Origin of the sequence: Gracilibacillus lacisalsi DSM 19029 (genome assembly GCF_000377765.1) — a bacterium.
GTDB classification, from domain to species: Bacteria; Bacillota; Bacilli; order Bacillales; family Amphibacillaceae; genus Gracilibacillus; species Gracilibacillus lacisalsi.
This window is the reverse complement of the sequence record NZ_KB898671.1, coordinates 68934-83298: the sequence shown is the minus strand read 5'-3', so window position 1 is coordinate 83298 and position 14365 is coordinate 68934. Positions and strand designations below refer to the sequence as shown.

The following is a 14365-nucleotide window of genomic DNA, read 5'->3' as shown; positions in this document are numbered from 1 at the left end:
GGTAAGTGCTTTCGCGATTTTTAGACCCCCTGAAATTAAAGATGAGAAACTGGAAAGATATCGAAAACAACTGAAGGAATACGATCCTGAAATAATTGAGTGGTTAATTGGTATTTATTCAGAGTACGGCAAGCAAATAAATAAAAACATAGGAAATATCCTAAAAGAAGATGAATTCTTTTTTCTGTAGAGCTCCGATAAAGCATCTAGATCATTATCCTATGATTGCTATTCAAAACTAATTAAAAAGCTCCCTTTTATAAAGGATCAAACAGAGATGCTGTTTTTATTTATTAAGGATTATCATAGGGTAATGAGTCAGAGCGGAATGCAAAATGATGATATGTTCATTTCTGCTGAAATAACTGAATGGATAAAAAAACGTGGGCAAAGTACCAGGTTAATTTACAGGAATTTTCGTTTTAGTGGGGGAACTATTTCTGGGATAATGATGATTTGTGGCCAACATCTCATAGGAAGAAGAGTACTACTAATGCATTAATGTTTAAGTTACTTGGAATGTTCCTTGTAAATAAGGGGATAGGAAGTGATAATGTTGGAACGTTTAACAATAGATTATAAAAAGTTTCTAGTAGATCATTATGTTTTTGATTCATGGCAATTTCTTGTAAATGCACAAAAGAATATTGCTACTGCGGATTACTGTTATAAAGTTGTGAAAAAACTACTTTCTAAAATGGAAGAGGAGCATTTGGAATGGCAGGATGAATTTAAGAAAAGAATAACAGACTTAGGAACGGAAAAAGGTTCAATTTCTATTGGTTATGATGATATGCCACAATATAACTTAAATGTTTTAGGGATGGATGTAGGTTACCCTTTCTTTGTTGATAAGTATGTGAAGGATTTTTTTCAGTATTTAAGAAACGCGTTTGATTCAATTGCTCAGGCTGTTAATACAGCATTACTTGCAAATGAAAGTAAAAATATTGAAAGAGTAGACTTTATTAAGATTTATACAGCCCTAAGCAGTGCATCATTTTCACAAAAATTTCCCAAAACATTAGATTGGTTTTCAGTGGTTAAAGATAGTAGTGAATTTTCCTACATTAGTGAATTCAATAATCGTATAAAACACATTAGTGATGCAAGAGTTATAATGTCCCAGAATCTTTTTAATGATGATAAAACTAATAAAATTGATGCATTTTTTAAAAAAGGAATTCAATTTAGTGAACAAGATATTCTGACAATTACAGAAGGTGTTATGGGTTTTGTTAATGATAAATTTAAAGTTTTTTTAGATGTACTAACAGAAGAGATAAAGCTAGATACATTTTCAAAAGGAAGAATACATAACTTAAACTTTTATGGACAACAAATTAAGAATGATCCTGATAGCTCTTTTAATGTAATATTTATTGAAGTTGAAAGTTCAATAGACGAACTTGAAGATATTATCAGAATATTACTAATTAATAAAAATGACGATATATACTCTATGAACTGTGACTACGATGAAATATTAGTAAGAGATCAAAACGAAAAGTATATTGGTAAATTTATATTAGATGATGTAAGTACTGAAGATGGCTTGCTTCGTTATAGAAAGTATAAAAAAGAGTATTGCGACGGTATGTATGCCTTTATAAACCAATCAAGAAAAAAATTATCTGTAAAGCCGTTTTTCATGTCTGGGAAAATTGTGAGAGTAGGGTTTGATGATCCTGAGGTTTAATTATCACAAAAGGTAGGTTGTACGAAAACCGAAGATAGGGGTGAAGATGGTTGGATCATTTGAATATTTTTAATGCTTATAAGAATAAATCAAATAATCATGAAGATGAGCTTACAAGGAGTTTTTTAATTCTAATTAAAAACATACCAATTGTTCAGGTTATGTTTTTTGAGATGATAAAAAGAGAAATGCCAGCAATTAATTTAGAATCTATTGCAAGTGGGGGTTTAAGTGTTGAAGAGGTGCATACTCAGTTATCTAACACTAATGATATATTCTCTAAAAGTATAATTGAAGGAAGAACGCTACTTTCCATTATAATCTCTGATGACAAATTAGAATCAGAGGAAAAGGTGCAGAATGATAATAGGCAGGCACGGTATGATGGAGTAATCCTAGGTAATCCCTCTTGGTTATTTATTATTGAAAATAAACCTTCAAAGGATAATATATGGTTAGGACAGCTTAACCCGAATGTGGCAGAGGATGCAGATGTATCAATAATAGAAGAGCCATGTTGCCTTTCGTGGAGGAGCATTCTCTCAGGAATAAATTCTATTATTCAAAATAAAATGGCAAGTGGGTTTGAGGAATTAATTATTGATAATTTTATTGAGTTTGTCGATAATGAATTCCCTTGGCTAAATCCCTATACAAATTTTAGTGTATGCAAGGGGAACCTCTATTTATTAAATAAACGCTGTGTCTCCGTAATGTCTAATTATCAAATTAACGGGAATTTTCCTGAAGTCAAATATCATAGAGGGTGGAAGAATTATATAATAAGTGGAAAAAATACAGTTAAGCAAATTGCCCTCGATGCAAATCTTTATTCTCAAGAATGGGAAATTAATTTATGGCTACATGCTGGAGATACAATGAATGCTGCAAAAGAAACATTCAAAAAACTCGATGTTGAAAAGCTTTTAGAACTTGAAAAACAAGGTTTCCAATTATCAAAAAATTTTCATGTCTCCTACCGTTCAAGTAATTTATTATGGTTTGAAGGCACGCTTTCTTTTGAAGAATATATAAGATTTTGGAAGAAGGAATATTCCAATTTAAAACAAATTAAAAGAGCAGACTTTGCTGATTTATTTAATGAATTAGAAGACAAGAAGATAATTGTATCTGAGGATAGAAGTAACATTAAAGAAAAAATTTTAGATAAGAGATATGATAAGTTAAACATATGTCCTGGATTCTTAATGAAGTATACATGGAAAGATGAGGATGCAATTAGGCTAGATAAGAGTAATATGTTTGATGCTGATTTTAAAGATAAAGTTGAGGCAGCTTTTAGTGTTATTGGTGGAATCTAACATCACAAGTATTAGGGGGGCCACCTTCTCGCGAAATTGAAACTTTAGCGAAAACGTATCAATCGTTTATAGAAACACATGTCGAGAGTGTAGCGTCGCTAGAGTTAAAATAGCTTTAGTGGTTTTAAACTAAAAATTAAAGTATGTTTTATCCTCCCTCGGACTAATGGTTCGGGGGATTTTTTGACCCCTAGTATCTTTATGTTTACACAAAAAAAGCAAATGCTAGAGGTCTTTCTTATGGAAATATGAGTTATATTAAAATTAACATAAAGACCATGATTTCTTTCATATTGGTCCATTCCATTTCACCTATCCAAAAATTTAGTTTGTAAAATTTGGATTGCCTCTTCCATTTCTTCTAGTTCGGACTCTGTCAAATGGTTAATTCGCTCTTGAAATTTTAATTCAAGCTGTTGAAACACTTCATTCATTAGTGCCGTTCCTTTCTCTGTTAGACGAATGTCAAACTTGCGACGATCATTCGGATCAATAATTTTTTCGCATAGTTGGCTTTGAATTAATTTTTTTAACTCACGGCTAGAATTAGGTAAAGATAAATGTAAACATTCACTGATTTCACTAAGAGTTACTGGTTGGCTAACTGTAATGAACTCTAATATTTTGTATTGAACGGTAGTTATGTTTTCAATTTTGATTTCTTTTGTCATATCGTTTGTCACTTGATGTACTGATGTAGTAAATCGAACAAACTGCTGGAAAAGCTTACCCTTGTCCATATCAATCACCTCATTTACAAAGTATCAAATATATTATCAAAAAACAATTATCAATTGACAACTAAATAGTTAGAGTGTTAATATTTAGTTATCAAATGATAACAAATGAGGTGTTTATTCGTGAATGTCCTGATTGTTTTTACCCATCCAAATCATCAAAGCTTGAGCTACGCTTTTTTACAAGAGGTACTTCGAGGGTGTGAGGAAAACCATGTTATACAAAATGTTCAAGTTTTAGATTTATATGAAGAAAAATTTAATCCGGTCCTTGAATTTGGGGAGAAAAAGAAAAGAAGAGATATGTATAAAGATCCTGAATTAGAAAAATATCGGGATCAACTATCGTGGGCTGAAAAGATTATTTTTATCTACCCGATATGGTGGGGAAGGCCTCCTGCAATGTTAATGGGTTATATCGATAAAATGTTTGCATCAGGATTTGCCTACAAAGATAACGGTAAGTTGTTACCAGACGGCTTGTTGAAGGGTAAATCAGTCGTATGTATTTCTGTAATGAAAGGTCCAACCTTTTATCCAATGTTTTGGCTAAATAATGCTCATAAAGTTTTAATGCGTAAAGCATTATTTCAATACGTAGGCATTAAAAAGGTAAAGTTTTTTGAGTTTGGGAATATGGAAAATCCAAAGGGTAAACATCAGAAAAAAATAAACAAAGTATATAGGTATTTTCAAAAATTGAATAAACAGATCTCCTGATTAAATATATCGATGTAGAGATCATAAGCAGCTGAAATGTTGGTCCAAACATTTAGACGATTTCCACCTTTTAGATGTATGATATATTTTTCTTTTGCTTTTGAAGATTTGAATGGATTTTCATTTTCTGTTTTTAAGTTAATATTTGATATAAAAGTTGAAAAATGAGTAATCGGTATCTTAATTGACAGGATATTATCATGAACTACACCTTAATTCCCCCAAATAAGTCAATAAACGATGAAGTAATAAAAAACAAGAGTAATTTTATATTGTATGGTAGGCGAAGCAAAAGTATATTGTGCAGCAACAATTATCATTTGTTTTCTTAATAGGATTGGGCAGGCCCTATTAAAATGAATTTGGCAGAGCCTGCTTCAGTATTTTCAAATCCGCGTATAAATTAATTTAAACATTTTAGCTGCTCTTTTGTATGATAAGGGAAAATCTCTTGATTTGCTTTCAGACGAATAACCAAATCAGGATTGGCTATAAATAATTGTCCAAATGCAACTAGGTCCGCTTGATTTTCTTCAATGATATCTGCCCCTTCATTAGGAGCTATATTACCAACGGCTATAAGGGTTTCCCTCCAGTATTTCCTAAATAACTCATGAAGCGATCTTTGATCATTTTTAAGTGCAACACCGTAGTTTTCTACAGAGGGATGGATAATTTTTATTCGATGTTTGGAAAGGATCTCTGTGATAGCGCGTACCATTTCTTCAGGTTGCTCCCATACGTAATCCATATCGTCATCTTTCTTTTCAGAAACCCTGATGCTAATTCTATTTTTAGGCACAACTTTCTTTACCTCTTTAATAATTAAATCTAAAAATCGCAGTCTATTTTGTAAGGATCCTCCAAACATGTCTTGACGAATATTTGATTTCTCACTGATAAATTGATAAATGAGATAACCATGTGCGGCATGTATTTCAACACCGTCAAATCCAGCCTCCATTGCATTTCTTGCTGCCTGTCTATAGTCATCGATAATTTGATATATTTCCGCCTGACTTAAAGGTTTAGGTGCTTGGAACGGTTTCCTTAATCTATGCACGTGGCCGCTAGCACTTATGGCAGATGGAGCGACAGGAGTATGACCTTTTAAAATTTCCTGATGACTTAATCTGCCTACATGCCAAAGCTGGGCAAAAATTTTCGTATTATATTGATGAACTTCTCTTGTGACTTTCTTCCAACTTAGGGTTTGACGATGTGTAAATATTCCCGGAATCCCATAGGTTCCTTTGGCTGATTCATTGATGACAATTCCTTCTGTGATGATTAAGCCGGCACCGTATCTAGCTCTTTTTCCATAATAGTCGGCAATCAAATGATTGACTTCACCGGTTTCATTATCAGCAAATCCTCTTGTCATGGGAGCCATCACAATTCTATTGTCTAATGTTAAGTTCCCGATTTTGTAATCAGAGAAAATGGAACAAGTCATATTTATCACCTCATATAGAATGTTAAATCTATTCCGATTTGTTTACAATGGAATTATTAAGCTATATACTATGAAAAACTTTAAATTTTAAAGTAATGGGAGAGTGGGTGAAAGCAATGTTAGATGATATCGATCATCAAATTTTAGATTTATTAAAAAGAAATTCAAGGCTTACTTATACGGAAATCGGTAAACAAATAAACATGTCATCTCCTGCTGTGAAAACGAGGATAGAAAGATTAGAAGATTATGTGATAAATCGTTATACCGTAGAGATAAATCATAAAGAACTCTATAAAGGAATTCATGGTTTTGTTTTATTTAAAACAAAAAGCTGTGAAAAGTTAACGAATTATTGTAAAGAGAACCGTAATATTATCGATTTATGGAGAATTAGCGGAGAGTATAATTATATGGCTGAAGTAGTATGTACAAAGGTGGAGGAGTTGGAGCAAATCTCTAAAGATACAACGCAATATGCCTTTTCCAATATACTATCTGTTCTAGGGAATTATAAGGTTAGTGATGGTTAAAAATGATAGTTCATATCAAGCAAACCTGATGCTTGAATCACTAATAATAACTTATATTATCTCTAGAGATAGCAAATATTCATCCTCCATTTCTTAACTCGATACTTAGTGTTTAACACGAAATAGAGGGTATATTGCGCTTCAACTCATTAACTCTTTTCTACAAAAATTAAAGAAAAAGCAGCTAAGAAAGCTGCTTTATGATGATCTGTCATTTCAAGTTAGGGTTTTCCTTTTTAGCTTCATTGACTTTAGGTTTTCGGTATCCACCAGCAATATCTGCTTGTTTAAATTCTTTTGCATAAATAACTTCTTGAGTGTCTGATGGTTCATCCCCATTTCCTCCTATAGGTTGATACTGTGTTTTTCTGGACATAGTGTTCATCCTTTCTATTGGAATTGGGTTATATAAATTATTTACCCTCTATAGTAAATTGCTAAACATAGGCTTTTCGGAAGTGGATGGAGTAAAACAAGCTTAACCTCCTGTGTGTCACTAACTTTATAGGCTATGATTTCGTTATTATATAAGTCCATAATGGTTGATAAATAAAGCATTTTCTCTCCATATGGTAAGTAAGTAATATCAGTAACCCACTTTTGATTAGGGCGATCAGCCTTGAAATCCTGTTTAAGAAGGGTCACTGTCACTCTATTCTGTTTTGCAGGGTTCTTTGTTGTATAATCAAAGGATAAAAATAGTTGAATTAAAAAGCGAATATTGTCCATCATAAACAGACTATAGTGAATTGGGTGAAAGCGGATTCTTTATTATGATAAGAGTACATTAATCAGTGGGGCTACACGGTGAAGAAATGATTACTAGTAAAACTGCACGATTTACGATTCATTTCTGTCTACTTGCATTTGGATTAGTTTGGATATATCCATTTATATGGATGGTATTTTCTTCTTTTAAAACGAATAATGAATTAATGACCTCTGGAATCAATCCAATTCCTGAATCGTTTAATTGGGATAATTATGTAAGAGCATGGGAAAGCGCTAATTTTTCAGGTTACTTTGTAAATACAGTAATATTAACTGTATCGACAGTTGCTATTGTTGTGTTTCTTTGTGCAATAACTGGATATGCATTGGGCCGTGTCAATTTCCCAGGAAGGAATATCGTTATTATTTGTATAGCCGCGATCATGTTTATTCCAAAAGGTTATACTATAATTCCTTTGTTTAAAATAGTAAATCAGTTGGGACTATCTAATAGTATGCTAGGAGTAATTTTAGCTGAGTCATCTGGAGCCCATGTGCTATTTATTCTCATGTTTACTTCGTTTTTTGCTAAAATACCTAAAGAATTAGAGGAAGCAGCTGAAATTGATGGTGCTGGTTTTTTAAGGACATTTACTAAAGTTATGTTACCTTTAAGTGCACCAATGATTGCAACTACTGCCATCATGCAATTTATATGGACATGGAGTTCTTTTTTAATTCCATTGGTACTGACTTTAAACAAGCCTGAATTAAGAACATTAGCAGTCGGTATGGAATCATTTGTGGGTAATTATGCTTCAGATTATGCTGGAATGGCAGCTGGTGCAAGTATATCATTAGTTCCTGTAATGATTGTATTTATAATCATGCAAAGATACTTTATAGAAGGTGTAGCAGGAGCAGTAAAATCTTAATGAAGAAATATAATGATAAAACTATTTGGAGGTTACTATGCGAGAATATAATATTAATGTAGGTAACGCAAAGAAAGACATTTATCCTTCTTTACCTAATCTGAAAGGGAAAAATAAGAGAGGGAATGAAATAAGTTTCACCAATTATTATATGGAAGTTGATAAAAAACCTTTTTTTGCAATAAGTGGTGAATTTCATTTTAGTCGATATAATCATGAATTATGGGAAGATGAACTGATTAAAATGAAGATGGGAGGAATTAATGTTGTTCCTACCTACATTTTTTGGCATCATCATGAAGAAATCGAAGGAACATTTGAATGGGAAGGCGATAAAGATTTAAGAAAATTTATTGAATTATGCGGAAAACATAAGCTTTACGTTATTATAAGAATTGGACCTTTTGATCATGGGGAAGCACGCAATGGCGGGATACCGGATTGGATGTTTGGGCGACCATTTGAAATACGCTCCAATGATGAAGGGTATTTATATTATGTTAGAAGACTGTACAAAGAAATCGGGAAGCAAGTGAAAGGGTTACTATACAAAGATGATGGTCCAATTATCGGAACCCAGTTAGAAAATGAATTTCAGCATGCAGGGGCACCTTGGGAAATAACTACTGGTACAAGTAATGAATGGCTACCTGGAGGTAGAGATGGTGCTGAACATATGATGAAATTGAAAGAAATCGCTTTAGATTCTGGAATCGATACACCAATTTATACTGGCACTGGTTGGGGAGGAGCTATTGCCCCAACAGATGAAGTACTACCTTTGTGGGGTGGGTATGCTTATTGGCCATGGATATTTTATGGTGATGTAGAGGAACATCCTGCGACACCAAATTATATTTTTAGAGATTACCACAATAACGAGGTGCCTAAAACATTTGACTTTAAACCTGAATATAAACCAGAAAACTTCCCATTTGCATGTGCAGAAATGATGGGAGGAATGACGCCTTTTTATAACTATCGATTCAAGCTCCCTTATGAAAGTGTGGATGCTTTAAGCTCCATTAAAGTAGCGGGTGGTTGTAATTTTATCGGTTATTATGTGTATCATGGGGGATCTAATCCACAAGGGAAGAAAACACCTTTTTTAAATGAAACCGTTACACCAAAAATATCTTATGACTACCAGGCACCAATAGGAGAATATGGCCAAGTTAGAGAATCGTATCATAGATTAAAACGTCAACATTTATTTTATCATCAGTATGGTAAGGGTTTCTCTCAAACTAAAACAGTCCTATCTCAAAATCCTGAAAATATGAATCCAGAAGATGTAGAAACTTTAAGATATGCTGTTAGAGCTGATGGAGATTCGGGTTTTATATATATCAATAACTTTCAAGACCATATAGAAACAAAGGATCAAAATGATTTCACTATTTCTGTTCAGTTAGAAAACGAAACCATTATTTTACCGAACTTGTCATTAGCAAAAGATCAAAATTGCATTTTACCATTTAACTTTAATATGGAAGGTGTTAATCTGAGCTACTCTACTACACAGTTAATTACAGAACTAAATAAGGATGATGAAAAATATTACTTTTTCTTTACCCCAAAGGGTATGAAGGGCGAATATGTTTTTGATAAAAAAAATGTAGATGAAGTACAAGTCAGTAGAGGTAATGTTAAAAGAACTGGTAATAAAGTTATCGTACAGGTTGAGCAAGATGATATGACAAAACTAGTCGGTAAAGATGGACAGAAAATAAATATTTGTACACTAACAGATCAGCAGAGCTTGAATTTCTGGAAGGTATCAATAAAAGGGAAAGAAACCATCTTTATAACAGAAGCAAACGTTTTAGTAGACGATGATCAGTTAAGGTTAGAAGTTGATGGCTTAGATAACGTTTCCTTGAAAGCTTTCCCTGCATTTAGTAATAGCATTGTTGTGGAAGGAGAAGAAGTTACTGGGGAAAAGCAAGGTATATTTACTGAATATATTATTCCGATCAATCCAAAGGAAATAGAACTCGAAGTGAAGCATATCAATAATTCAAAGGCTACTATCAATGTAGATCCAAAAGAATTTAAAAATGTGAAGGAATTATTATTGAAAATAAATTATATTGGAGATATCGGATATGCATTTATTGATGGAGAATTAATAAATGACAATTATTCTAATTATGAGACGTGGGAAATTGGTCTAAAGAGGTTTGAAAAAGATGTTGTCAGCAAAGGAATGTATATATATGTGTCTCCGATTAAAGAAGGCGTATCAGTGAAAAGTGATTCTCCAATGGCAGCAAGAACGGAAATTACAGAGAAAGTGATAGCGGAAATAAAGTCAATTAAAGCTACTCCAGTATATGAATATAATATTTTATACTAAAAAGAGAAGGATTTCGAGGATTAATTTCTTCGAATATCCTTTTTTTATAAGGAAAGAAAGTATAAAAACCGCGGTATCAACGCATTTGTAAGCAGAGTAGCCATTTTGAAATAGCTTGTACAGGAAACCATCGCTGCGGCTGTCCACTTCCCTTTCCACGGGATTTTCGCCTAAGCTAACTTTAGTAAGCAAAGAGCGCTTACCAAAGTGGATCTTAGTCGAAAATCATCCCGTAGGAGTGGAAGTGGACGGCCTCCGCTATGAAACTGTTCTACAACGTTTGTGACTGCTAACTTCTCGAGCTTTCTTAACCTGTGAAATAATAAGAATATTATTAATATAATATATGGATATTACTACATTATAAACTTTTAAATTATTCCATAATAAGATTATAGTCCATCAAAAACAGAATTTAATTTATTGGATGTTGCTATTATAAACGGTAATGTAGACATATAGAATGAAACAAGGGAGTGAGAATTTATGAATAATAAAGTGAAAGTGTGGGAGGAAAAAAGAGAAATTCCGACGTATGAAGTTGGAAAGCCTGATAAAAATCCAATGTTCCTTGAGAAACGAGTATACCAGGGAAGTTCTGGTCGAGTCTATCCTCATCCCGTAATAGATAAAATATATGACGAAAAAGTAAAGAAAACCTATCAAATGGTGATCTTAGAGAATGATTTTATAAGGGTTGAAATCATGCCAGAAATTGGTGGAAGAATTTACCGAGCTTTGGATAAAACAAATAACTACGACTTTGTCTACTATAATCGAGTGATTAAGCCAGCATTAGTTGGTCTAGTTGGTCCTTGGATATCTGGTGGAATTGAATTTAATTGGCCGCAACATCATCGTCCGAATACATTCGGTCCTGTCGAATATCGCTTAGAAGAAGAAAATGATGGAAGTGCAGTTGTGTGGGTTGGTGAAGTGGACCGAATGTATGGAACAAAAGTAACGACTGGATTTAGACTGTTTCCACATAAAGCCTATATAGAAATTGAAGCACAATTATACAATAGGACATCTGAACCGCAGACTTTTCTATGGTGGGCAAATCCAGCCGTCGCTGTAAATAATCATACACAAACCGTATTTCCGCCTGATGTAAATGCAGTAATGGACCATGGCAAAAGAGATGTCTCAAGGTTCCCAATTGCAACAGGCACTTATTATAAAATGGATTATTCAGAAGGAGTAGATATTTCTCGCTATAAAAATATCCCTGTACCAACTTCTTATATGGCATATAAGTCGGATTATAACTTTGTGGGTGGTTATGATCACGGTGTTAATGCAGGTTTGCTACATGTAGCCGATCACCATATTTCACCAGGTAAAAAACAATGGACTTGGGGAAATGGAGAATTTGGGCAGGCATGGGATCGAAATCTTACAGATGAAGATGGACCGTATATTGAATTAATGACAGGTGTATACACTGATAATCAGCCTGATTTCACATGGCTAAAGCCATATGAAGAAAAAGCATTTAAACAATATTTTATGCCTTATAAAGATATCGGGGTAGTAAAAAACGCTTCAATAGACGCAGCAGTCAATTTGGATACAGATGAAAATAAACGTACTGTAGTTCAAGCGTATGCAACATCAGTTTTTGAAGGAGCAAAAATAGAATTAAAAGGGAAAAATCGTTATTATCTAAAAGAAAGTGTGAATTTATCTCCGACAGAAACATTTAAGACAATTGTTACTTTGGATGAGGTGGATAAAGAGCATGAATTAGAGGTAACAGTTAAAGATTCAAAAGGAAAAGTCCTTGTTTCCTATAAACCACAAGCTCCTAAAATTGAAGAAATTCCTGACGCGGCGGAACCTATGTCTGAACCAGAAGACTTAAAAACTAATGAAGAATTATATTTAGCGGGTTTGCATTTAGAACAATATAGACATGCTACATTTGAACCGGAAAATTATTACTTAGAAGGTTTGAAACGTGACAGTAAAGATATCCGACTTAATGTAGCTTATGGAAAATTAATTCTTAGAAGGGGATTATTTGAAGAAAGTGAATCTTACTTCAGAAAAGCTATACAATCATTAACTTCACGTAACCCAAATCCTTATGATAGTGAAGCCTATTATCAATTAGGAGTGACTTTGAAATTTCAAAGGAAATATAGAGAAGCATTCGCTGCATTCTACAAGGCTTGTTGGTCAGCGGATTGGCAAGATAGTGGTTATTTCTCTTTAGCGCAAATTGCTCATTCAGAAGGGCACTTTAAAAAAGCGTTAGAGTTTGTAAATCAATCATTAACTCGCAACACTCACAATTACCAAGCGAGACTTTTGAAATCTGGAATTCTTCGTAAACTTAATAGATTGGAAGAAGCTGAAGCTTTTACCATAGAGACTTTAAATATAGATAAAATGGACTTTGGTGCATTCAACGAACTTTATCTCATTTATAGAGCTTTAGGTGAAAAGGAAAAAGAAAGTCAATTGCTTGAGAAAGTAATTCTACTAATGCGAGGAGATGTTCATAATTATTTGACATTAGCAGATGATTATCAAAGCTCAGGCTTTATCGCTGAGGCGATTGATATCTTACAGCGCATTCAGCCGAATCGATCGGATGATGCATACCCAATGCAACAATATGCCTTAGCTTATTTCTATCGCTTGCTGGGTAAAAATGATAAATCAGAGTTCTATCAAAAAGCTGGGAGTAAAGCAAAACCTGACTATTGCTTCCCAAATAGTCTGTTTGAATTAGTTGTTTTACAAGAGATGATTGATAAACACCCTGATGATAGTAAGGCATATTATTACCTTGGCAATCTTTTATATGACAAGAAAAGGCATAAAGAGGCAATTAAATATTGGGAAAAATCTATCGAGTTGGATAATACGTTTGCAACAGCTCATCGAAATTTATCTTTAGGTTATTATAATAAATTAGGCTTAAAGGATGAATCTCTTCAAGCATTAGAAAAAGCATTTAGTTGTAATCAAGAAGATGCACGTGTTTTCTATGAGCTTGATCAACTCTATAAAAAGTTAAAAGTAACTCCTGCAAAACGCCTGGGAAATTTCAACAAACATATTGATTTAGTTCAAGCAAGAGATGATCTGTATCTGGAATATGTTACACTTCTAAACTCGATGGGTGAATATGAGAAAGTATTACAAGCACTACAAAATAGAATTTTCCATCCATGGGAAGGTGGAGAAGGGAAAATCCCAGGACAATATGTGTTTGCGAATGTGGAGTTAGGAAAAGTATGTATTGAAGATAGGCAATATAATCAAGCTGTGGCCTATTTACAACAAGCTTTGAATTATCCTGAAAACTTAGGTGAAGGGAAATTAGCCGGTGCACAGGAGAATAATATTTATTATTATTTAGGCTGTGCCTATGAAGGGTTAAACAAAACTATCGAGGCTAAAGATTGTTTTGAAATAGCCTCAACTGGATTAGATGAACCCACAAGTGTCATGTATTATAATGATCAACCGCCCGAAATGATTTATTATCAAGGTTTAGCATGGTTAAAGTTAAATAATAAAAAAGAAGCAAAACGTCGATTTAATAAGTTAATAGATTATGGAGAGACACATTTTTATGATGATGTAAAAATTGAATATTTTGCTGTTTCCTTACCAGATTTCTTAGTGTTTGAAGATGATTTGAATCAAAGAAATAAAATTCATTGTCTTTTTATGATAGGGCTTGGACTGTTAGGTATGCAGAAAGTAGCAGAAGCGCAAAAGTATTTTGAGGATGTATTAGCAATAGAACCTAATCATCAAGGGGCAATTAGCCATCTTCCATTGTGTAAGGAAAACCATATGTTAGTAAGTATTGATTAAATAATTATGTTAACCAACAAACCTCCATCATTTTTTTCCGAGGTTTGTTGGGG

Annotated in this window: 10 protein-coding genes and 1 pseudogene; 7 read left to right on the top strand and 4 right to left on the bottom strand. The window is 33.3% G+C overall.

Features of this window, described 5'->3' with window-relative positions:
- Nucleotides 1-553: 553 nt before the first annotated feature.
- Both D569_RS0114930 and D569_RS0114925 read left to right on the top strand, forming a co-directional pair.
- On the top strand, nucleotides 554-1699 hold the full coding sequence (locus D569_RS0114930; RefSeq protein ID WP_018933244.1) for a hypothetical protein: 1146 nt from the start codon (nucleotides 554-556) through the stop codon (nucleotides 1697-1699).
- Between the two features lie 50 nt (nucleotides 1700-1749).
- Nucleotides 1750-3021, top strand: a complete 1272-nt coding sequence (locus D569_RS0114925; protein WP_018933243.1) for a hypothetical protein — start codon at nucleotides 1750-1752, stop codon at nucleotides 3019-3021.
- Between the two features lie 308 nt (nucleotides 3022-3329).
- Here the strand turns inward: D569_RS0114925 and D569_RS0114920 are convergent, their stop codons facing one another.
- Nucleotides 3330-3761, bottom strand: a complete 432-nt coding sequence (locus D569_RS0114920) for a MarR family winged helix-turn-helix transcriptional regulator (RefSeq protein ID WP_018933242.1) — start codon at nucleotides 3759-3761, stop codon at nucleotides 3330-3332.
- Between the two features lie 120 nt (nucleotides 3762-3881).
- Between D569_RS0114920 and D569_RS0114915 the strand changes: the two genes are divergently transcribed.
- Complete coding sequence (locus D569_RS0114915) at nucleotides 3882-4478, top strand: NAD(P)H-dependent oxidoreductase (RefSeq protein WP_018933241.1); 597 nt, start codon at nucleotides 3882-3884, stop codon at nucleotides 4476-4478.
- Nucleotides 4479-4881: 403 nt separating this feature from the next.
- Here D569_RS0114915 and D569_RS22970 read toward each other — a convergent pair whose 3' ends face one another.
- Entirely contained in the window at nucleotides 4882-5934 is a 1053-nt protein-coding gene (locus D569_RS22970; RefSeq protein WP_018933240.1) for an oxidoreductase, read from the bottom strand.
- A gap of 116 nt (nucleotides 5935-6050) precedes the next feature.
- Between D569_RS22970 and D569_RS22965 the strand changes: the two genes are divergently transcribed.
- Nucleotides 6051-6467, top strand: a complete 417-nt coding sequence (locus D569_RS22965) for an Lrp/AsnC family transcriptional regulator (RefSeq protein ID WP_245548513.1) — start codon at nucleotides 6051-6053, stop codon at nucleotides 6465-6467.
- Between the two features lie 211 nt (nucleotides 6468-6678).
- On the opposite strand, the gene D569_RS24060 is transcribed toward D569_RS22965, so the two are convergent.
- Both D569_RS24060 and D569_RS24420 read right to left on the bottom strand, forming a co-directional pair.
- On the bottom strand, nucleotides 6679-6843 hold the full coding sequence (locus D569_RS24060; protein ID WP_018933218.1) for a YfhE family protein: 165 nt from the start codon (nucleotides 6841-6843) through the stop codon (nucleotides 6679-6681).
- Nucleotides 6844-6935: 92 nt separating this feature from the next.
- Nucleotides 6936-7118 (bottom strand): annotated as a pseudogene (locus D569_RS24420) (DDE-type integrase/transposase/recombinase); the annotation flags it as partial.
- A gap of 143 nt (nucleotides 7119-7261) precedes the next feature.
- Between D569_RS24420 and D569_RS0114890 the strand changes: the two are divergent.
- The 3 genes from D569_RS0114890 (at nucleotide 7262) to D569_RS0114880 (ending at nucleotide 14312) form a co-directional block, all read left to right on the top strand.
- Nucleotides 7262-8113 carry a carbohydrate ABC transporter permease gene (locus D569_RS0114890; protein WP_018933237.1) on the top strand — a complete coding sequence of 284 codons (852 nt, stop codon included), beginning with the start codon at nucleotides 7262-7264 and terminating at the stop codon, nucleotides 8111-8113.
- A 37-nt stretch (nucleotides 8114-8150) separates the two neighbouring features.
- Nucleotides 8151-10472 (top strand): beta-galactosidase, encoded by a 2322-nt coding sequence (locus D569_RS0114885; protein ID WP_018933236.1) that lies wholly within the window; start codon nucleotides 8151-8153, stop codon nucleotides 10470-10472.
- Nucleotides 10473-10958: 486 nt separating this feature from the next.
- A complete protein-coding gene (locus tag D569_RS0114880; protein WP_018933235.1) occupies nucleotides 10959-14312 on the top strand; it encodes a DUF5107 domain-containing protein in 3354 nt (1117 codons plus the stop codon).
- Nucleotides 14313-14365: the final 53 nt, after the last annotated feature.

Bases quoted from the DNA above. Each gene is read 5' to 3' on its own strand.
- D569_RS0114930 (WP_018933244.1), top strand. From the start codon at position 554: ATGTTGGAACGTTTAACAATAGATTATAAAAAGTTTCTAGTAGATCAT.
- D569_RS0114920 (WP_018933242.1), bottom strand. From the start codon at position 3,761: ATGGACAAGGGTAAGCTTTTCCAGCAGTTTGTTCGATTTACTACATCA.
- D569_RS22970 (WP_018933240.1), bottom strand. From the start codon at position 5,934: ATGACTTGTTCCATTTTCTCTGATTACAAAATCGGGAACTTAACATTA.
- D569_RS22965 (WP_245548513.1), top strand. From the start codon at position 6,051: ATGTTAGATGATATCGATCATCAAATTTTAGATTTATTAAAAAGAAAT.
- D569_RS24060 (WP_018933218.1), bottom strand. From the start codon at position 6,843: ATGTCCAGAAAAACACAGTATCAACCTATAGGAGGAAATGGGGATGAA.
- D569_RS0114885 (WP_018933236.1), top strand. From the start codon at position 8,151: ATGCGAGAATATAATATTAATGTAGGTAACGCAAAGAAAGACATTTAT.
- D569_RS0114880 (WP_018933235.1), top strand. From the start codon at position 10,959: ATGAATAATAAAGTGAAAGTGTGGGAGGAAAAAAGAGAAATTCCGACG.